Consider the following 18,527-nt stretch of genomic DNA (forward strand, 5'->3'; position numbering starts at 1 on the left):
CTTTTTCATATCAGGACGCCACCATGAGCTTGCCCTGCCCCCATATCTCTTCCCGGATCGAAGTCTGCCCGGACTGGGTGGATTACAATGGCCACATCAACATGGCCTATTATGCCGTGATCATGGATCGCGGCGGCGATGAGATGTATCCGCTTCTGGGGCTGGGGGAGGCCTATGCCAAGGCGGAGCGGCACACGACCTACACCGCAGAGGTCCATATCTGTTACAAGCGCGAGCTGAAACTGGGCGACAAGGTGCGCGTCAAAACGCAGCTTCTGGATTTCGACGCCAAACGCATGATCCTGTTTCATGAGATATGGCATGAGGACGGCTGGATCGCGGCCACAGCGGAAGAGCTGTTGCTGCACATCGACATGTCCGGCCCCCGCGTTGTTCCCTTCCCATCTGAGATCGCCGAAAGCCTCGCCACGATGAAAGAGGCGCATGGCTCCCTGCCCCGCCCGGCGCAGGCGGGACGTGCGATCTCTCTCAAAAACAAAGCGGCGTAGCCCGTCAATCCTCCGTTAAGGCCATGCGCCTATGCTCTTCTGAGTAAGGAGCACCGCCATGTCCCATTTCGAATACAAAGCGATCCCCGCCCCACATGATGGCGAGGCCACGACATCCGCTCAAACGCCCGAAGCGCGCTTGGCGGAGGCCGTGACAACGCGGCTCAACGCCATGGCCGCGGAGGGTTGGACCTATCTGCGCTCCGATGAATTCATTCTGAACGGCGCAGAGGGCAAACAAGCGGTGCTGATCTTTCGCCGCGAAAGCGATTTCGGGGTCTTTACGGGTGACACACCGGGATACGGCACCTTCCACGCATGAGGAAACCCCGCGAATAGGCGCCACACCGCTCAGCATGCTTGACCCCCGGAACCGGACCGCTAAACCTTGCCTGCAATTGCAAGGAGACCGCGATGCCCCGTTACGAATACCTCACCGTTCCCGCGCCCCGCAAAGGCGAGAAAGCCAAGGGTGCGAAAACCCCGGAAGCGCGCATCGCGCAGGCCATGCAAAGCCTCTTGAACGCCAAGGGCGCAGAAGGTTGGGAATATCTGCGGGCCGATCTCGTCCCGATGGAAGAACGCGCCGGGATCACCTCGAAAACGGTGAACTATCACACGGTGCTGGTGTTCCGCCGCGAGATGGACGGGGCGCAGACGGGTAAAGTCTTCAGCGCCTACCCTGAGAGCGAAGAGGATACGGAAGAGACCAAACCTGCGCGCCGCTCTCCTGTCGCCAACCGGGACGCCGCGACGCCTTCCGTGCCCTTCCCGTCCAAGGTCGAGAAAGGCGCAGGCGCTGCGGCGCGCAAGGTCTCGCCAGACGTGGCCGATGAAATCGCGGAAGACCGCGAGTCCTGAGCCCCTCCGCCTAGACGTCCAGATCGAGTGCCAGCGCATGAATGCGCGGCACCAGATCGCCAAGCGCCTTATGAACCATCCGGTGGCGCATGACGCGCGACTGACCGGCGAAAGCCTGCGCCCGGATTTTCACATTGAAATGCGTTTCTCCTGACGCCCCTTCAACACCGGCGTGCCCGGCATGGCTTGCGCTGTCATCCTCGATCACCAACTCGCGCGGCGCAAAGGCCTCTTGCAAGCGGTCCTTCATCTGATCGGCAATCTTCATCCTCTGCCCCTTTCCCATTTGGTCTTTCTCATCTAAAGTCTTGCGTCCGAGTCGAAAAGGTTGAGGCAGATGGATAAAAAAGATCCTTTCGGTTTTGATATGTCGGTGTCTTCCGCAAAGAAGAACAAGCGCGGAGGGCGGCGCGGCATGTCAGGAGCGTTTGAAACCTCCAAGCGCAAATGCGAGTGGGAGGGCTGTGAAGAGCCCGGCCAATATCGTGCACCGCGTTCACCCGATCATCTGGATGAATACAAATGGTTCTGCAAAGAACACGTGCGCGAATATAACCTGAAGTGGAATTTCTTCACCAACGCCACCGAAGAGGAAATGGACGCGGCCTACAAGTCGTCGCAAACGGGCGACCGCCCGACCCAACCCTTCGGGCGCAAATCGGTGGAGCAACGCGCTTGGGAGCGCCTCGGCATCGATGATGCGCATGAGGTTCTGGGCGACAATGCGACACGCAACCCGGGCAAAACGGACCCCGGCGCGCCGACCCGCAAACTGCCGCCGGTCGAACGTCAGGCCATCGATATTCTTGAAGCCAAGGACCATTGGACCAAGGCGGAGATCAAGAAGCAGTACAAGTCGCTGATCAAGATTTTGCACCCGGATGTGAACGGCGGCGACCGCTCTCAGGAAGAGCAATTGCAGCAAGTGGTCTGGGCCTGGGATCAGCTCAAGGACAGCCGCTGGTTCAAGTGACCCGCGCTGAAGACATGAGAATAAGACAAAAGGCCGCCCGAAAGAGCGGCCTTTTTCATGTCTCAGCATGGGCTGATCGGCTCAATGCCCGGTCGCTTTTTTCCCGGTCACGGCACGGATCACCGGATTGATCCCTTTCGCCACGATGGGAATGAGGATCAGCCCGTAGATCAGGCCGAAAATACCGTCAAAGAACGCGGTCACGACCCAGCTTACAAACCCTGCGGCGGTTTCCACAGCATGGCTCGCAAGCTCCGCCATATGGTGAATTTCCTCGTATGGATGATGCATTCCCAGCTCATGCAGCCCGTGGATCACGATAGAGCCGCCGACCCAGATCATCGCCGCCGTCCCGACGATCATCAGGAGTTTCATGAACAAGGGCATGAACTTCACGATGCCACGCCCCAGCGCACGGGTCGCGGACAACCGCCCGACGCGGGTCAGCCAAAGCCCGAAATCGTCGGCCTTCACGATGATCGCAACCCCACCGTAGACCACCGCGGTGATGATGATCCCGGCCAGCGCAAGCGCGCCCGCCTCAAGCCAGATCGACTGATCGGGGTCGAGCGCGGCGAGGATGATGGTCATGATCTCGGCGGAGAGGATGAAATCTGTTTTCACCGCCCCCGCGACCTTTTGCTCTTCAAGGTGGGTCGGATCGCCGTTCATCATCTGCCCATCGGCATGAGGGGCGTGCGGCTTGAACAGGTGATAGACCTTTTCCGCGCCTTCGAAACAGAGATAAGAGCCGCCGAGCATCAGAAGCGGCGTGATCAGCCAAGGCGCAAAGCTCGACAGCAAAAGCGCCAGCGGCAACAGGATCAACAGCTTGTTGCGGATGGAGCCGAGGGCGATCTTGCCAACGATGGGCAATTCGCGGGCCGGGGCAAAGCCGTGAAGGTATTTCGGCGTCACGGCCGCATCGTCGATCACCGCGCCCGCCGCCTTGGCCGAGGCTTTCGCCGCCTGTCCGGCGACATCATCGACCTGCGCCGCCGCAACTTTCGCAATTCCCGCGACATCGTCCAGAAGTGCCAGAAGGCCACTCATATTATTGTCCCCGTTTAAATTTCTGGTTCCGTGTCAATCTAAGCGCGACGGTGCCCAAGGCCAAGGCGAAGCGCAGAAAAAACGGGGCATCTCGAAGATGCCCCGCCTCTATGTTCGCTTCTGTCCGGTTTTACATCGCCGGAAGCAGAACCTTGTCGATCACATGGATGACACCGTTGGACTGGTCCACATCGGCGATGGTCACCGTCGCCGCGTTCCCCTGCTCGTCCTGGATCATCACATTGCCGTCCTGAACCATCCCCTTGAGCGTGCAGCCGCCCACGGTCGGGATATCATGCACGCCGCCATCGTCTTCGATCATGCCAACGAGAGCAGCGGACATCACGTCCGCGGCCACAACGTGGCAGGTCAGGATCTTGGTCAGCTGATCCTTGTTCTCGGGTTTCAGGAGCGTTTCGACAGTGCCGTCCGGCAGCATCGCGAAGGCCTCGTTCGTCGGTGCGAACACAGTGAACGGCCCTTCGCCAGACAGGGTGTCAACAAGGCCCGCAGCCTTCACAGCCGCGACAAGCGTGGTGTGATCGGCGGAGTTTACCGCGTTTTCCACGATGGTTTTATCCGCGTACATTTCCGCGCCGCCCACCATCGGGTTTTTCATCTGCTCGGAGGCAAAGGCCGAGGTCGCGAGAAGCATTGCGGTGCCGGCTGCAAGGATAGTGCGTTTCATAGAATTTCTCCCTTTTCACCCTCGACCCTGTGCCGAGGTTGTAGGGGGTACGGGCCGGTTTCGACATCGGATCACGCAGCCTCTTCACATCTCCTCACGCGGGCGTGAGCCTATGCACAGGGACTGGGCGGGATATGCGGCGCACTGCCCCTTGCACCTGCCGTCCCGACAGGGCAAGAAGTCAGGTGAGTTCTCACTTCAAGAAAACGGGCAAGATCATGGACGCGACCGCAAAACCGACCGAAACCATTTCCGTTCGCGATGTTTTCGGCATCGACACCGACATGACCGTCAAAGGCTTCGCCGAAGCGACGGACCGTGTGCCTGCGCTCGACCCGACCTATAAGTTTGACCCGGACACGACGCTGGCGATCCTTGCGGGCTTTTCTCACAACCGCCGTGTGATGATCCAAGGCTACCACGGCACCGGGAAATCCACCCATATCGAACAGGTCGCCGCACGCCTGAACTGGCCCTCTGTGCGCGTCAACCTCGACAGCCACATCTCCCGGATCGACCTGATCGGGAAAGACGCGATCAAACTGGTGGACGGCAAGCAGATCACCGTGTTCCAAGAAGGCATCCTGCCTTGGGCGCTGCGCAACCCCTGCGCCATCGTGTTTGACGAATACGACGCGGGCCGCGCCGACGTGATGTTTGTGATCCAGCGCGTTCTCGAAACCGATGGGAAACTGACGCTTCTCGACCAGAACGAAGTGATCACGCCGAACCCCTATTTCCGCCTCTTCGCCACCGCGAACACCGTGGGCCTCGGGGACACCACCGGCCTCTACCACGGCACGCAGCAGATCAACCAAGCCCAGATGGACCGCTGGTCGCTTGTCGCGACGCTCAACTATTTGAGCCACGACGCCGAGTCCGCCATCGTTCTGTCGAAAGCGCCGCATTACAACAATGAAAAAGGCCGCAAGCAGATCAGCCAGATGGTCGCCGTCGCGGACCTGACCCGGACCGCTTTCATGAACGGCGATCTTTCGACCGTCATGAGCCCGCGGACCGTGATCACATGGGCGCAGAACGCGGAGATTTTCCGCAACATCGGCTATGCGTTCCGCCTGACCTTCCTCAACAAATGCGATGAGCTTGAGCGTCAGACGGTGGCCGAGTTCTATCAGCGTTGCTTCGATGAGGAACTGCCCGAGTCGGCGGCATCCACTGCAAGCTAAGTTGCTTCAAAGCGAGATCGGAAAAGCGGGCCTTCGGGTCCGCTTTTTTCTGTTTACTGTTCATGAACGCAACGCCCGGCGTGGTTAAACGACTGGAAACCAATCTGTGCCACGCTGTCCGTCATGCGATGGCTTTCCCTCATAACCACTGCGCCGCTTGCCTATCTGATGGCGGCCCTCCCCGCCCCGGCCATGACACCTCGGGACGTCCCTCCGCTCGCGCGTGAGTTTGCCTATTGTGTCGGTCGCCTTTCTGCGACCGTCGAACACCAATGGCTGCTGTCAGACCCGCGCTCTGACAGCACCCTTCTGCACCGCACGCGCATGTTGTCGCTTCTTGAAAGCGTCGCACGCCCGGAGCAAGCATCTCAGCTTCTGACACTACGCCTGTCGGCGAAAGTCGCTCATGCCAGCCTCCTGCAGCGGGCCACTTTCGATCCGTCACATGAGCGTGCGCGCGCCGCACATCATCGGGCTGAGATCGCGCTCCGGCAGTGCCTTGCGCTCATCCTAAATTAGTCGCGCCACAAAAGGTATATCACCTGTATATACAAAACTCTTGCCAGATAAGAAAAACGTGGTAGCCTCAATGTAACAAACAGATGACAAGGAAAGGTCATGCCACAGGTTATCCACAGGTTCTCAATCAAAAAGACCCTCTTCGCGCTGCTCTCCTCTGCGCTCTGGATACCTGCCGCGCAGAGCGCGCCTCTCCCCGCCGACAACCCTCTCGCCCGCGACTTCGCCTATTGTGCGGGACGCCTTTCCGCCGAAGCCTCGCATCGCGAGGACCGGGAATTGATGGTGCTGAAAAGAGAGATGCAGGAGCTTTTGGCCGCCGTGATCGCCCCAGAAGCCGCACCGTCTTACGAAGAATTGCGCATCGCGGGGCATGTGGCGCAAACCGAACTCCTCGCGATGTCGCGGTTTTCGTTTGATAAAAGCGAAGCCACCCGCGCGGCGGAACTGGCGGATCTCAACATCCGGCAATGCCGCGCCATGCTTCTGGGCGGATAAGCCCGCCTTCAAGGACCGAGATCAGCCCAGAAAAAAAAGGCCCGCTTTCGCGGACCTTTTTGCCTGATATGTGCGTGGAACTTGAGTTTGCCCGCAGCGGATGTTTCCGCTTATGCGCGAGCTGCTTTGGTGGCTTTGGCCCACCAAGCGAGATCATCGAGCATGGCTTGCACGGAGGGAACAATACCTGCTTCGATCGTGGACATCTCTTCACCGGCACCGAGCGGGGAAACTTTGAAGAAATCGGAGCCAGAGATGTAAACAGCGGAGCGGACCGGAACCATTTGCAGGTTGATCACGATGGCGCGCAGGTGCTCGACGGCGCGGGCGGCGCCAACAGAGCCGTAGCCCATGACGGCGGCGGGTTTGCGCACCCACTCTTTACCGGCTTGGTCCAGAGCGTTTTTCAGCGAAGCCGGAATGGAGGAGTTGTATTCCGGGGTCACGAAAACATAGCCGTCGAATTCGGCCATTTTTTCCTGCCAAGCAACGGCTTTTTCGTCAGCGGACGGCATCCAGAGGTTGGAGGCCATTTCGTTGAACATCGGAAGATCGAAATCTTTCAGATCGACCAGTTCGAAATCCAGATCAGAGGACAGCTCTTTGGCTTTCGCAAGCAGCCACTGGGCCGGTTTGTCAGCGAAGCGAGCGTCACGGGTGGAGCCAATAACGATGGCGATTTTCGGGTTGGACATAATGAATTCCTTTTCGCGGCACGCCGGATTGATGAACAAACGGGGGAGAAGCGCGCCTTTCGCCATTCATAAAATTGCACACAGCCTCAATTCAACGACAATATGTGCGCATAAGAACACAAAACCTGTGCAACCTCGCGCCGAGCCACTTGCGAGCAACCACACGCCTCTTTCGCTTGCCCGGCCCCGCGCCGCGTGATTTAACGAAGCCATGAAAAAGCCCAGCGATAACCCGGCAGATCCGTTCAAAAAAGCGCTCGCAGAAGCCACCAAAGTGCTGGCCGACGACAGCGAGCTGACCGTCACCTATACGATGGACCCGTCCGGCGTATCGGGCGATACCATGCGCCTGCCGCAAGTGTCGCGCCGGATGTCGAAAGAAGAGGTTCTGATCGCACGCGGCACTGCAGATGCGCTGGCGCTGCGTCACAAGTTCCACGATCAGACGACCTTCCAACGCTACGCCCCGCCGGGCCAGATGGCTTTTGATATTTACAACGCCTTGGAAACCGCGCGCTGCGAAGCTGCCGGTGTGCGTTACATGCCCGGCACCGCCGGGAACATCGACGCGAAGATCGGCAACGAAGCGATGCGCCGTGGCTATGACGGGATCACCCGCCGCGAAGACGCGCCGCTTGCACAGGCGATGAGCTATTATCTGCGCGAGAAAGCCACCGGGCGCACAATGCCAGCCGCGGCTGGAAACGTGCTCGATCTGTGGCGCGATTTTATCGACGGCCAGACGCAGGACACGTTCGACGATCTCGACAGCCTTTTGGAAGACCAGAAAGGCTTTGCCCGCCTCGCCCGCCGCGTGATCGAAGAACTGGGCTATGGCGACCAGCTTGGCGACGATCCCGACGAGGTCGATCCGGAAGAGGATCAATCCGCCGAGACCGACGAGCAGGAAGAAGAGCCGGAAAGCCAGGGCGAAGAGCAGGAACAAGACGACGAGAACGAAGCCAGCGCCGAGGACACTCAGGAGCAGGAACAGGATATGCAGGAGGCCTCCGTGTCTTCTGACGACATGGCCGACGAAGAGTTCTCCGAAGAAGTGGAACTGCCGCAGGACGAAAGCGACGTTGAGCCGCCGCAGCCCGCACCGGTGTCTGACGCCGACCCGAATTATCAGGTCTTCACCACAGCGCATGACGAAGAGATCATGGCCGAGGAACTGGCCGAGCCCGCAGAGCTCGAACGTCTGCGCGCCTATCTCGACCAACAGCTTGAACCGCTGAAAGGCGCCGTGTCGCGTCTGGCGAATAAATTGCAGCGCCGCCTTCAGGCGCAGCAAAACCGCAGTTGGGAATTCGACCTTGAAGAAGGCATTCTCGACGCCGGTCGTCTGGCGCGCGTGGTCGCGAACCCGACCACACCGCTCAGCTTCAAGATCGAAAAAGACACCGAATTCCGCGACACGGTCGTGACGCTTCTTCTCGATAACTCCGGTTCGATGCGGGGCCGCCCGATCTCCATCGCAGCGATCTGTGCTGACGTGCTCGCGCGCACGCTGGAACGCTGCAACGTCAAGGTCGAGGTTCTCGGCTTTACGACGCGGGCGTGGAAAGGCGGGCTGTCGCGCGAGGAATGGCTTGCCGCCGGTCGTCCGCAGCAGCCGGGCCGTCTCAATGACCTGCGCCACATCGTCTATAAATCCGCCGACGCCCCGATGCGCCGGACGCGGGCCAACCTTGGCCTGATGATGAAAGAAGGGCTTCTGAAGGAAAACATCGACGGTGAGGCGCTGGAATGGGCGCACCGCCGGATCATGGCCCGCCCCGAGGCGCGCAAGATTTTGATGGTGATTTCCGACGGTGCTCCGGTCGATGACAGCACCCTGTCTGTGAACCCGGCGAACTATCTGGAAAAACACCTGCGCGACGTGATCGCCATGGTCGAAAAACGCAAACATGTGGAACTTCTCGCCATCGGCATCGGCCATGATGTGACCCGGTATTACGACCGCGCGGTGACCATCACCGATGCGGAACAGCTGGCTGGCGCGATGACGGAGCAACTGGCGTCCCTGTTCGACAGCGACCCGCGCGCACGGGCTCGCGTCATGGGCATGCGCCGCGCGTCCTGAGCCGATGACATACGAATTTTGAGACCAGAAAGGACCATTGCAAAATGTTCCAAAGCTTTGACGTGACCTCTCGTCCCGGGCAAGCCGCACCGCGTGTGCGGGCGTTGCGCGGAGAAATGCACGACCTCGGGCTGGACGCTTTCATCGTCCCGCGCGCCGATGCTCACCAAGGCGAATATGTCGCCCCCTGTGACGAACGGCTGGCCTGGCTCACGGGCTTCACCGGATCGGCCGGGTTTGCCGTCATTCTCGAAGGACGCGCCGCCGTCTTTATCGACGGGCGCTATACGGTGCAGGTTCGAGCGCAATGCGATCCCGAGGTGTTCGACTATGTGAGCTGGCCCGCGACGAGTTTGGGCGATTGGCTTTTGGAGAGCGACGCCGAGAAGATCGGCTTTGATCCTTGGCTCCACACCATCCGCGAGATTGAGACGCTCAAACGCATACTTGAGGGCTCCGGCAAGGAATTGATCGCCAGCCCCAATCTGGTGAACCGTATTTGGACGGACCGTCCGGAACGTCCGGCGGAACCTGTCAGCACGCAGCCTTTCGAACTGTCCGGCAAAACCTCCGAACAGAAATTCGCGGAGATCGGCGCGGCGGTGGCGGCACAGGGCGCAGAAGCAGTGGTGTTCACCCTACCCGACAGCATCTCTTGGCTCCTGAACATTCGCGGCTCCGATATCGCGCATAACCCGGTGGTGCAGGCCTTCGCCATCCTGACCACGACGGGGCGCTTGCAGCTTTTTGATGACGCGACGAAATACGAACACCTCGGCCCCGATCCGCGCATCACGATCCGTCCGCGCAGCGAATTTGGCGAGGCTTTGGGAGAGCTGACCAGCGCGGTTCTGGTCGATCCCGGTTCCGCTCCGCAGGCGGTGAGAACGCTTCTGAAACAAGCCCAGATCGTTGCGGGCGAAGACCCGTGCATCCTGCCGAAAGCTTGCAAAACGCCGGAAGAGATTGCGGGCTCGCGCGAGGCGCATCTGCGCGACGGGGCGGCTTTGGTCGAGTTCCTGTGCTGGCTCTCCGAACAGGCCCCAGAGGATTTGACCGAGATTGAGGTGGTGAAACATCTTGAGGCCAGCCGCGCCGAGACCAACCAGCTCAAGGAAATTTCCTTCGACACGATCTGCGGCTCCGGCCCCAATGGCGCTATCGTCCATTACCGGGTGACGGAGGACACGAACCGCGCGTTGAAAGAAGGCGAATTGCTCCTGATCGACAGCGGCGCGCAATATCAAGACGGCACCACCGACATCACGCGCACCATCGCCTTGGGTGATCCGGGGGCGGAAGAGCGCGCCGCGTTCACCGCCGTGTTGCAAGGTATGATCGCGATTTCGACCGCGCGCTTTCCGCGCGGCGTTGCTGGCGCGCATCTCGATGCTCTGGCCCGCGCTCCGCTGTGGCGCATGGGACGCGACTATGATCACGGCACCGGACATGGCGTCGGAGCCTACCTATCGGTTCACGAAAGCCCGCAACGGATCTCGCGTCTGTCTCCCCTGCCGCTCCGCGAAGGGATGATCCTGTCGAATGAGCCGGGCTATTACCGCGAGGGGGCCTATGGCATCCGGATCGAGAACCTGATCGTCGTCGAACCTGCCTCCGAGATTGAGACTGCCGATCCGCAGCGCGACATGCTGGCCTTCGAGACGCTCACATGGGTGCCAATTGATCGCAATCTCATCCTCGCCGACGAGTTGGCACCTTGGGAACGGGATTGGATCAACGATTATCACGAGGCGGTTTGGGAAAAGATCAGCCCGCGCGTGTCTGAAAACGCCAAAGCCTGGCTGCGGCAAGCTGTTGCACCCGTCTGACATATACCTGTGACAAAAAGCCTGTTAAAAGCCTGACGCGAAAGACGCGCTCTGAGCGCGATTGACGTCGGGCCGCACCCTTGAAACGTCACAGCACGTTTCCTGAAAAGGTGTGTTCAGCTTTGGCGTCGGACGCTTTAGGGTGTGCGCAAATACGCATAAGAATACAAAAAGGACGAGATCATGGGAGAACATATCACAATTCGCCCGGCACCCGGCAAATGGGTCGTGCGCGCTGGCGGAGCTGTTCTGGGGGAAACCGCGCGGGCGCTTGAGCTGAGCGAGGGCGATTACCCGCCGGTGATCTATTTCCCGCGTGAAGATCTTGCCATGGCCTTCCTTGAATCGACTGACACGATTTCCGTCTGCCCCTTCAAAGGCGAGGCGAAGCATTTCGACATTCACACGAAATCCGTTGTGATCGCCAATGCCGCCTGGAGCTATCAAGAGCCGAAAGAACGCGCGGCAGAGGTCAAAGATTACGTTGCCTTCTATGCGCAAAAAGCGGCTGTCGAGCAGCTTTAAACGCTCACCGCTTGAACCAATCGTCGCGTGGCCCAGACCCAACCGTCTGAGGCCACGTTTTTTATGAATGCTCTTCCGCCGCCGTTTCCGACAATTTGCGCGAGAACACCCGCAGGGCATCGACTTGGAACAGCGCGCCGTGCAACTCGGGGCCGGTGTCTTCATGCAAGGTCACGACCGGGATGAAGATCAGGTTGTTCTTTTCAAACAAAGGCATCGCACGCTCAAGCGTCGCGTTGGGTGAGATGTAGACGCCCTGCGAGATCAACTCTTTGCAGGCCTCCTCAGAGGCGGCGCGCGGAGCATCGGGTTTGCGGTAGCATTGATGCACCCGCACGGTGGCCAAGAGATAAGCCTGCGGTCCAGCCGCGAGATGCACATCGCGCCGTTCAAGCTGGGTCAGGAAGAAAGAGCGGTCCACAAGACGCGAGGCCAGCGCAGTGGAGATCGACACTGCCACCATCACCGCCAATCCGGTCTGCCAATCTCCCGTCAGTTCAAAAACGATAAGCGTCGTGGAAATCGGCGCACCGAGCACCGCAGCCGCCACAGCCCCCATCCCGGCCAACGCGTAAAGGGTCACCGTACCGGACACATCTGGGAACACGCCCGTCGAAATCAGACCGAAGGATAGCCCTGTCAGAGCGCCAACCATCAGAGCCGGGGAAAACACACCACCACCCATGCGTCCGGCCATGGTGATGGACACCGCGATCACTTTCAGCACGGCATAGACCACCGCTTGCCACAAAAGCAAATGCCCGGTGAGCGCGGCAGAGGTCGTCTCATAGCCGACGCCGATGATATGCGGAAAGAAAATCGCGATGATGCCAAGCAAAAGTCCTGCCGCCGCCGGGCGCAATACGGGCGGGAGACGCAGCTTTTCCTGCACCCAAGTGCCGAAATCATCCGCCATGAAGATCGTGCGCATCAACAGAACGGCCACAAGCCCGCAGAGAAGACCGAGCAGCAGAAAGGCTGGCAGTTCGACGTAGAAAGACAATGCCCCCTCATCGGACAGGGAGAACTCCGTCACGCCACCAAACTCGATCCGGTTGATCACCGTCCCGGCGACGGAGGCGATGGCGATCGGCGCGAAGGCGTGGACGGCGAAGTGTCGGAGCACAACTTCAAGCGCGAACAAAGCGCCCGCAATCGGTGCGTTGAAGGAGGCGGAGACTGCGGCTGCGACAGCACAGCCCAAAAGATCACGCCCGGTGACACCGCCCGCATGCAAACGGTTCGACACCCATGTCGCGATCACGGCGGCAAGGTGGACCACCGGCCCCTCACGGCCAGAGGAGCCGCCTGTCGAAAGGGTAATCAATGAGGCCGCCGCCGATGCCAGACCCGCGCGTTTCTCGACGCGGCCTTCGTTGAGCGCCGCCCCTTCGATCACATCCGCGACCGAGCGCACCCGCCCGTCCGGCGTGAACCAGTTGAGGATAATCCCGACGGCAAGCCCGCCGATGACAGGTAGGGCCATCACCCAGAACCAGGGCAAATCCCGCGCCACGGTATGAAGGAACCGCAGATCTTCAGTACCGTAGAGAAAGCTTTGAAGTTTTTCGATGCCGAGACGGAAGAAAAGCGCGGCAAAGCCTGACGCGATCCCGATGAGCAAGGCGATGAACCAAAACTGGATTTGGCTCGGTCCCTGCCGACGCACAAGCTCCAGTGCCTCGCTCAGCCCCTCACGTATTTCGCCCAGAGCTTTCGCCGGATAGGTCGGTTTTTCGTCGGACATTCCCGCCTCTTTTCCCCCATCGACATTCTATTCCCGAAGAGGTGATCACATGCGCTTTTCCCGCCGTATCGCTTCCTTTATGGTCTGCGGACCGTAACAGACAGCGAGTCGATCATGATCTCCGAGACCGTATATGCCGAGCTTTCTTCCGTTCTAGAGGGTCGGCTCACCCGTTCCAAGTCCGAACTGGACCAGCATGGATTGTCCGAGACGTGGTTTCCGCTAACCCCCCCCGAGGCAGTGGCCTATCCGGAGAGCACGAAAGAGGTCTCCGCGCTCATGAAAATCTGCCATGCGCATGACATCCCGGTCACAGCCTTTGGCGCAGGCACATCGCTTGAAGGGCAGACACTGGCGATCAACGGCGGTCTGGTCGTGGACTTCACCCGCATGAACCGGGTGATCCGCGTGAACGATGCCGATATGGACGCGGTGGTGCAGCCGGGGATCACCCGCGAGGCGCTCAATGTCGAGCTGCGCACCACGGGGTTGATGTTCCCGGTCGATCCCGGCGCCAACGCCTCCCTCGGCGGCATGGCAATGACCCGTGCGTCCGGCACCACCGCTGTGAAATACGGTACGATGAAAGAGAATGTCATCGGGCTAGAGGTCGTGCTGGCCGACGGCACCGTCATTCATACCGGCTCGCGCGCTCGCAAATCCGCTTCGGGCTACGACCTCACCTCGCTTTTCGTGGGGTCTGAGGGCACTCTGGGCCTGATCACCGAAATGACCGTGCGCCTTCACGGCCAGCCGGAAGCCATCTCCGCCGCCGTGTGTTCCTTCGAGGAAATGCCGCCTGCCGTCGAAGCCGTGATCGCGACGATTCAAGTCGGCCTTCCCATGGCGCGGATCGAGTTCCTTGATACTGAGAGCGTCGATGCGGTCAACAAATACTCCGGCGCGGAGTTTCCACTGAAACCGCATTTGTTCGTCGAGTTCCACGGCTCTGAGAAGACCGTCGCCGAACAGGTCGAGCTGTTCGGAGAGATCGTCCATGATTTCGGCGGCTCCGATTTCCAATGGGCCTCCAAGGCCGAAGACCGCTCTGCGCTCTGGACCATGCGCCACCATGCTTATTGGGCAATCCTTGCGCTGCGCAAAGGGGCGAAAGCCGTGGTGACAGACATCTCCGTCCCGATCTCCAAACTCGCGCAGGCGGTTCAGGAAACCGCCGATGACATCGCCGCCTCCCCCATCGACGGCCCCATTCTCGGCCATGTCGGAGACGGCAATTTCCACGCCATTCTTCTGGTCGATCCCAATGACGCGGAAGAGATCAAACTGGCCAAAGACCTCGCGCATCGCATGGCTGAGCGCGCTTTGGCGCTCGGCGGCACGATCACCGGCGAACATGGCATCGGCATGGGCAAAAAAGGCCTGATGCAAGAGGAACACGGCGCGGCTTGGGCGGTCATGGGGCAGCTGAAAGCGGCGATGGATCCGAAAAACATTCTCAATCCGGGCAAGATTGTGCCGTAGGGCAATCCAGCCCCCCCCACCCAAAAAATGCAGGCGCGGAAATGGTCTCCCATCTCCGCGCCTTTTTCTCAGAAACAAGGTCACTCGGCCACGCCGTCATCATGGCGCAGTATCGTTAACCTTACGTGAAGCGTGAAACGGGCATTTGTTCAGCCGGCCAGAAGCGCCCGAGCGGCATCGCGCGCCGCTTCGGTGATCGTATCCCCGGCCAGCATCCGCGCCAGCTCGTCGATCCGGTTCTCCGCGTCGAGCGGCGTGACTTCGGACAGGGTCATGCCATCGGCCACGCGTTTGGCCACGCGCCAATGATGTCCACCGAGTGCCGCGACCTGCGGGCTATGGGTGACCACGAGAACCTGGCCTTCCTCTGATAGAGCCTTGAGACGCCGCCCCACCGCATCTGCGGTCGCGCCGCCGACACCACGGTCGATCTCATCGAAAATCATCGTCACCCCGGTCTGGTCGCGGGTGAGACAGACCTTGAGCGCCAGAAGGAAACGCGACAGCTCCCCGCCCGAGGCGATCTTGTTCAACGGGCCAGCCGGTGCGCCGGGGTTGGTCGCGACCGTGAAGGCAACCGCATCGCGGCCTTCGGGGCCTGCGTCCCCCTCAGTGATCTCTGTTGAGAACACCGCACGCTCCATCTTGAGCGGGGCAAGCTCTCGGCCCATCATCGTATCAAGCTCTTTCGCAGCCTTGGTCCGGGCCTCGGTCAGTGCTGTGGCGGCGGCGTCAAAGGCGCTCTCCGCCTCGCGCACCGCTTTGCCGAGTTTCGCGAGGTCACCCGCCCCACTGTCGAGCGCAGCCAGTTTTTCGCGCAGATCATCGGCGAAAGTACCAAGCTCATCGGGCAGCACATTGTGTTTGCGCGCCAGACCACGAATGGCGAACAGGCGCTCTTCGATCACTTCCAGCTCATGCGGATTGAATTGCAGTGCTTCGATACAATCTTCGACACCGGATTGCGCTTCGGCCAATTCGTTGAGCGCCCGCCCCAAAGCATCAATCGCCGCATCAAGCCGCCCTTCGGCGCGATCCGACGCGCCTTCGAGCCATTTCAGCGCATCGGTCAGCATGCCCTCGCCGCCATCATAGGACAGCGCCTGATGGGCTTTGGCGACATCGGCTGCGATTTTCTCCGCCGACTGCATGAGGCGACGCTCCGCATCGAGCTTTGCCTCTTCGCCCGTCTCCGGGTTCAGCGCATCCAGCTCGCCGACGGCATGGCGTAGGAATTCCTCCTCAGATTTCAGCGCCGCTTGCCGGGTCTCAGCCTCAGCAAGCGCCTTGCGCGCAGCGCTTAAAGCTTTCCATGCTTTGCGGGACGTCTCCAAAAGCGGCTCCAGCCCGCCGAAGGCATCGAGCAAAAGCCGGTGTCCGCGCGGGTTCAGAAGCCCGCGATCATCATGCTGGCCATGGAGTTCCACGAGCACGTCAGAGAGCCGCCGCAGAACATCGCCGGAGACTCGCCGGTCATTGACCCATGCGGTTTTGCGCCCGTCAGAACTGTTCACACGGCGTAAGATCAACTCTCCGTCTTCCGGCTCGATCCCCAGTTCGGCCAGAACCTCTTCGGCATCATGGCCCTTCGGCAGATCAAAAACCGCCGTGACCTCGCCCTGCGCCGCGCCCGTGCGCACCAGATCCGCGCGCCCGCGCCAGCCGAGGACGAAACCAAGACTGTCGAGAAGAATGGATTTTCCCGCCCCGGTTTCCCCGGTGAGGACGTTGAGACCGGGCTGGAATTCAAGCTCCAGCCGGTCGATGATCAGCATGTCCCGGATGTCGAGACTTCTCAGCATGGGGGTCTGAGCCTCAGAGCCATTCGCCGCGAATCATCTGACGATAGACCGCACCAAGCCAGTTGTTCTCGAAGACTTTCGGCTCAAGCCCCTGCCCGGTCAGCAGCTTATAGCTGTCCTGATACCATTCCGAGGATTGGTAGTTGTGACCCAGAATCGCAGCGGCGGTCTGCGCCTCCTCGGTGAGACCGAGGGCGAGATAGCTTTCCACCAGACGGTGCAGTGCTTCAGGCGTGTGCTGCGTGGTTTGGAACTGCTCCACCACAACACGGAATCGATTTGTGGCCGCCGTGTAATGTTTGTGCTTGAGATAATAGCGCCCGATTTCCATTTCCTTCGCCGCGAGGTGATCGAAGGCGAGATCGAATTTCAGAATCGCAGAGCGCGCATATTCGCTGTTCGGATAGCGCTCGATCACGACACGCAGCGCTTGCAACGCCTGAAATGTCAGGCCCTGATCGCGGCCGATGTCGTCGATCTGGTCATAGTAGGACAGCGCCAGAAGGTATTGGGCATAGGCCGCGTCTTCGTCCGCAGGGTAGAAATCGAGGAAACGCTGCGCGGAGACGCGGGCGTTCTCGTAATCCTTGTCGCGGTGATAGGAGAAGGCCTGCATGATCAGGGCGCGTTTGGCCCAGTCGGAATAGGGGTACAGGCGTTCGACTTCCCCGAAATAGAAGGCAGCGTCACCGAAATCCTTTTGCGTGATCTCGTATTCCGCGCGTTCGTAAATGTCTTTTGCCGGGTAGCCTTCAAGGTCACCGCGCGGCGCTGTGTCCCCGCAGGCTGTCAAAAAAGCCATGGAAAGCCCGAGCGTTAGAACCAGTTTGCCTGTTTTACGTGCCGTCATGAAAGGCCCTACCCTCACCGTTCACCATCCCTTCTCTAGGGACGTGTCCACACTCCTAGCACAGAAAAATCCGGTGCAAAACGCCTTAACCGAGGAAAAGTCATCACGGCAAGGAGAGGACCGTATATTCACCATGCTTCATGCCGAACATGAAGAACAAATTTAATGAGAAATCAATCCGCTATCAGGCACAAACTGCAAGATCAGCGTGACTGACACCTGCGCCGGGGAGACGCGCCGCAGTCTTCTCGTCCACCGTCACGAAGGCCCATGCACCGGGCGTGTCGAACAGTTTGCGCAGCAGTTTGTTGGTCACCGCATGGCCGGACTTCTCGCCAACATAGCGACCGAGGATCGGCGCACCGGCAAGGTAGAGATCGCCAAGCGCATCGAGCATCTTGTGGCGCACCGGTTCGTCGTCATGGCGCAGCCCACCCGGGGAGAGAACATCAGCCCCATCGACCACGACCGCATTCTCGAACGTGCCGCCCAGGGCCAGCCCATTCTCACGCATGTAATCGACATCCGCCTTGCGGCAGAAGGTCCGGCAGTTCGACAGCTCCCGCACGAAGGCGCCATTGGCCATCACGAGATGCTTGTCCTGCACACCGATGGCCGGATCGGAAAAGTCGATGTGGAAGTCGATTTCCATCGTGTCAGACGGCTCAAGACGCGCACGGGCGGTGTCGGTCACGAGTTCGACCGGCTTGAGGATTTTCAATGCACGGGTCGGGCCGTCCTGACGGCGCAGACCTGCGGCAAGGATACCATCGACGAAAGGTGCCGCGGACCCATCGAGGATCGGCACTTCCGGCCCATCCACGGAGATCACGGCATTGGTCACACCGCAGCCCGCCAAAGCCGCCATGATATGTTCAATGGTCGAAAGCTCGACACCGTCTTCGTTGCGAATGAGGGTACAGAGCTGCGAGGGGATCACCGCATCCCAGCGCGCCGGGATCAGCGCATCGCGCGTGTCCTGCACATCCTCATGGATATCGGAGCGAAGAAAGGTGATGCCGGTGTTCGCATGCGCGGGCGCAACCACCATTTGCACGGGGGCACCGGAGTGGAGTCCCACACCTTCGAAGCGAATTTGTTTTGCAACTGTGCTCTGCACCATTGGCCTCATATTTTTGTGCGGCCTTTACGGTTCCGCAATCTTTTCCGGGTCTGATCACGTCAGGCGCTTACCTGCTTCGATCACACCCCGCGCCACGTTA

At 60.0% G+C, this 18,527-nt stretch carries 19 protein-coding genes; 11 read left to right on the top strand and 8 right to left on the bottom strand.

Annotation, left to right across the window (positions count from 1 at the left end):
- Nucleotides 1–23: 23 nt before the first annotated feature.
- From ACYBHZ_RS13535 to ACYBHZ_RS13545, 3 genes are all read left to right on the top strand, one after another.
- The gene (locus tag ACYBHZ_RS13535) at nt 24–509 is read left to right on the top strand and encodes a thioesterase family protein (protein ID WP_460274815.1); all 486 of its coding nucleotides are present in this window, start codon (nt 24–26) and stop codon (nt 507–509) included.
- A 58-nt stretch (nt 510–567) separates the two neighbouring features.
- The gene (locus ACYBHZ_RS13540) at nt 568–831 is read left to right on the top strand and encodes a hypothetical protein (RefSeq protein ID WP_460274816.1); all 264 of its coding nucleotides are present in this window, start codon (nt 568–570) and stop codon (nt 829–831) included.
- Nucleotides 832–923: 92 nt separating this feature from the next.
- Complete coding sequence (locus tag ACYBHZ_RS13545) at nt 924–1,370, top strand: DUF4177 domain-containing protein (RefSeq protein WP_460274817.1); 447 nt, start codon at nt 924–926, stop codon at nt 1,368–1,370.
- 10 nt (nt 1,371–1,380) lie between these two features.
- On the opposite strand, the gene ACYBHZ_RS13550 is transcribed toward ACYBHZ_RS13545, so the two are convergent.
- Complete coding sequence (locus ACYBHZ_RS13550; protein WP_460274818.1) at nt 1,381–1,638, bottom strand: BolA family protein; 258 nt, start codon at nt 1,636–1,638, stop codon at nt 1,381–1,383.
- Nucleotides 1,639–1,707: 69 nt separating this feature from the next.
- On the opposite strand from ACYBHZ_RS13550, the gene ACYBHZ_RS13555 reads away from it, so the two are divergent.
- Nucleotides 1,708–2,343 (top strand): DnaJ domain-containing protein, encoded by a 636-nt coding sequence (locus tag ACYBHZ_RS13555; protein WP_460274819.1) that lies wholly within the window; start codon nt 1,708–1,710, stop codon nt 2,341–2,343.
- 81 nt (nt 2,344–2,424) lie between these two features.
- Here ACYBHZ_RS13555 and ACYBHZ_RS13560 read toward each other — a convergent pair whose 3' ends face one another.
- A complete protein-coding gene (locus ACYBHZ_RS13560; protein ID WP_460274820.1) occupies nt 2,425–3,396 on the bottom strand; it encodes a DUF808 domain-containing protein in 972 nt (323 codons plus the stop codon).
- Between the two features lie 130 nt (nt 3,397–3,526).
- Nucleotides 3,527–4,084: a fasciclin domain-containing protein gene (locus ACYBHZ_RS13565; RefSeq protein ID WP_460274821.1), complete on the bottom strand. Its 558-nt coding sequence runs from the start codon at nt 4,082–4,084 to the stop codon at nt 3,527–3,529.
- Nucleotides 4,085–4,302: 218 nt separating this feature from the next.
- On the opposite strand from ACYBHZ_RS13565, the gene cobS reads away from it, so the two are divergent.
- The 3 genes from cobS to ACYBHZ_RS13580 all read left to right on the top strand — a co-directional run bounded on the left by cobS (nt 4,303) and on the right by ACYBHZ_RS13580 (nt 6,288).
- The gene (gene cobS, locus ACYBHZ_RS13570; RefSeq protein ID WP_460274822.1) at nt 4,303–5,271 is read left to right on the top strand and encodes a cobaltochelatase subunit CobS; all 969 of its coding nucleotides are present in this window, start codon (nt 4,303–4,305) and stop codon (nt 5,269–5,271) included.
- A gap of 123 nt (nt 5,272–5,394) precedes the next feature.
- The gene (locus ACYBHZ_RS13575; protein ID WP_460274823.1) at nt 5,395–5,790 is read left to right on the top strand and encodes a hypothetical protein; all 396 of its coding nucleotides are present in this window, start codon (nt 5,395–5,397) and stop codon (nt 5,788–5,790) included.
- A gap of 99 nt (nt 5,791–5,889) precedes the next feature.
- Entirely contained in the window at nt 5,890–6,288 is a 399-nt protein-coding gene (locus tag ACYBHZ_RS13580; protein ID WP_460274824.1) for a hypothetical protein, read from the top strand.
- Between the two features lie 110 nt (nt 6,289–6,398).
- Here ACYBHZ_RS13580 and ACYBHZ_RS13585 read toward each other — a convergent pair whose 3' ends face one another.
- Nucleotides 6,399–6,983, bottom strand: coding sequence for an NADPH-dependent FMN reductase (locus ACYBHZ_RS13585; RefSeq protein WP_460274825.1), 585 nt, complete (start codon nt 6,981–6,983; stop codon nt 6,399–6,401).
- 211 nt (nt 6,984–7,194) lie between these two features.
- On the opposite strand from ACYBHZ_RS13585, the gene cobT reads away from it, so the two are divergent.
- The 3 genes from cobT to ACYBHZ_RS13600 all read left to right on the top strand — a co-directional run bounded on the left by cobT (nt 7,195) and on the right by ACYBHZ_RS13600 (nt 11,423).
- Nucleotides 7,195–9,069 carry a cobaltochelatase subunit CobT gene (gene cobT / locus ACYBHZ_RS13590; protein ID WP_460274826.1) on the top strand — a complete coding sequence of 625 codons (1,875 nt, stop codon included), beginning with the start codon at nt 7,195–7,197 and terminating at the stop codon, nt 9,067–9,069.
- 44 nt (nt 9,070–9,113) lie between these two features.
- A complete protein-coding gene (locus ACYBHZ_RS13595) occupies nt 9,114–10,898 on the top strand; it encodes an aminopeptidase P family protein (RefSeq protein ID WP_460274827.1) in 1,785 nt (594 codons plus the stop codon).
- Nucleotides 10,899–11,081: 183 nt separating this feature from the next.
- Entirely contained in the window at nt 11,082–11,423 is a 342-nt protein-coding gene (locus tag ACYBHZ_RS13600; protein WP_460274828.1) for a DUF427 domain-containing protein, read from the top strand.
- Between the two features lie 61 nt (nt 11,424–11,484).
- Here ACYBHZ_RS13600 and ACYBHZ_RS13605 read toward each other — a convergent pair whose 3' ends face one another.
- Nucleotides 11,485–13,170 (bottom strand): chloride channel protein, encoded by a 1,686-nt coding sequence (locus ACYBHZ_RS13605; RefSeq protein ID WP_460274829.1) that lies wholly within the window; start codon nt 13,168–13,170, stop codon nt 11,485–11,487.
- Nucleotides 13,171–13,284: 114 nt separating this feature from the next.
- Here ACYBHZ_RS13605 and ACYBHZ_RS13610 point away from each other — a divergent pair, with 114 nt between their 5' ends.
- On the top strand, nt 13,285–14,652 hold the full coding sequence (locus ACYBHZ_RS13610) for an FAD-binding oxidoreductase (protein ID WP_460274830.1): 1,368 nt from the start codon (nt 13,285–13,287) through the stop codon (nt 14,650–14,652).
- 149 nt (nt 14,653–14,801) lie between these two features.
- Here the strand turns inward: ACYBHZ_RS13610 and recN are convergent, their stop codons facing one another.
- The 3 genes from recN to lpxC form a co-directional block, all read right to left on the bottom strand.
- Nucleotides 14,802–16,454: a DNA repair protein RecN gene (gene recN, locus ACYBHZ_RS13615; protein WP_460274831.1), complete on the bottom strand. Its 1,653-nt coding sequence runs from the start codon at nt 16,452–16,454 to the stop codon at nt 14,802–14,804.
- Nucleotides 16,455–16,467: 13 nt separating this feature from the next.
- Nucleotides 16,468–17,304, bottom strand: a complete 837-nt coding sequence (locus ACYBHZ_RS13620; RefSeq protein ID WP_460274832.1) for an outer membrane protein assembly factor BamD — start codon at nt 17,302–17,304, stop codon at nt 16,468–16,470.
- Between the two features lie 184 nt (nt 17,305–17,488).
- Complete coding sequence (lpxC, locus tag ACYBHZ_RS13625; RefSeq protein WP_460274994.1) at nt 17,489–18,424, bottom strand: UDP-3-O-acyl-N-acetylglucosamine deacetylase; 936 nt, start codon at nt 18,422–18,424, stop codon at nt 17,489–17,491.
- Between the last annotated feature and the right edge of the window lie 103 nt (nt 18,425–18,527).

It is taken from the genome of Celeribacter sp. ULVN23_4 (assembly GCF_054788345.1).

Bases quoted from the DNA above. Each gene is read 5' to 3' on its own strand.
- ACYBHZ_RS13600 (WP_460274828.1), top strand. From the start codon at position 11,082: ATGGGAGAACATATCACAATTCGCCCGGCACCCGGCAAATGGGTCGTG.
- ACYBHZ_RS13550 (WP_460274818.1), bottom strand. From the start codon at position 1,638: ATGAAGATTGCCGATCAGATGAAGGACCGCTTGCAAGAGGCCTTTGCG.
- ACYBHZ_RS13610 (WP_460274830.1), top strand. From the start codon at position 13,285: ATGATCTCCGAGACCGTATATGCCGAGCTTTCTTCCGTTCTAGAGGGT.
- ACYBHZ_RS13565 (WP_460274821.1), bottom strand. From the start codon at position 4,084: ATGAAACGCACTATCCTTGCAGCCGGCACCGCAATGCTTCTCGCGACC.
- ACYBHZ_RS13555 (WP_460274819.1), top strand. From the start codon at position 1,708: ATGGATAAAAAAGATCCTTTCGGTTTTGATATGTCGGTGTCTTCCGCA.
- ACYBHZ_RS13605 (WP_460274829.1), bottom strand. From the start codon at position 13,170: ATGTCCGACGAAAAACCGACCTATCCGGCGAAAGCTCTGGGCGAAATA.
- recN (WP_460274831.1), bottom strand. From the start codon at position 16,454: ATGCTGAGAAGTCTCGACATCCGGGACATGCTGATCATCGACCGGCTG.
- ACYBHZ_RS13585 (WP_460274825.1), bottom strand. From the start codon at position 6,983: ATGTCCAACCCGAAAATCGCCATCGTTATTGGCTCCACCCGTGACGCT.
- cobT (WP_460274826.1), top strand. From the start codon at position 7,195: ATGAAAAAGCCCAGCGATAACCCGGCAGATCCGTTCAAAAAAGCGCTC.
- ACYBHZ_RS13620 (WP_460274832.1), bottom strand. From the start codon at position 17,304: ATGACGGCACGTAAAACAGGCAAACTGGTTCTAACGCTCGGGCTTTCC.
- ACYBHZ_RS13545 (WP_460274817.1), top strand. From the start codon at position 924: ATGCCCCGTTACGAATACCTCACCGTTCCCGCGCCCCGCAAAGGCGAG.
- ACYBHZ_RS13540 (WP_460274816.1), top strand. From the start codon at position 568: ATGTCCCATTTCGAATACAAAGCGATCCCCGCCCCACATGATGGCGAG.
- ACYBHZ_RS13595 (WP_460274827.1), top strand. From the start codon at position 9,114: ATGTTCCAAAGCTTTGACGTGACCTCTCGTCCCGGGCAAGCCGCACCG.
- cobS (WP_460274822.1), top strand. From the start codon at position 4,303: ATGGACGCGACCGCAAAACCGACCGAAACCATTTCCGTTCGCGATGTT.
- ACYBHZ_RS13575 (WP_460274823.1), top strand. From the start codon at position 5,395: ATGCGATGGCTTTCCCTCATAACCACTGCGCCGCTTGCCTATCTGATG.
- ACYBHZ_RS13580 (WP_460274824.1), top strand. From the start codon at position 5,890: ATGCCACAGGTTATCCACAGGTTCTCAATCAAAAAGACCCTCTTCGCG.
- ACYBHZ_RS13560 (WP_460274820.1), bottom strand. From the start codon at position 3,396: ATGAGTGGCCTTCTGGCACTTCTGGACGATGTCGCGGGAATTGCGAAA.
- ACYBHZ_RS13535 (WP_460274815.1), top strand. From the start codon at position 24: ATGAGCTTGCCCTGCCCCCATATCTCTTCCCGGATCGAAGTCTGCCCG.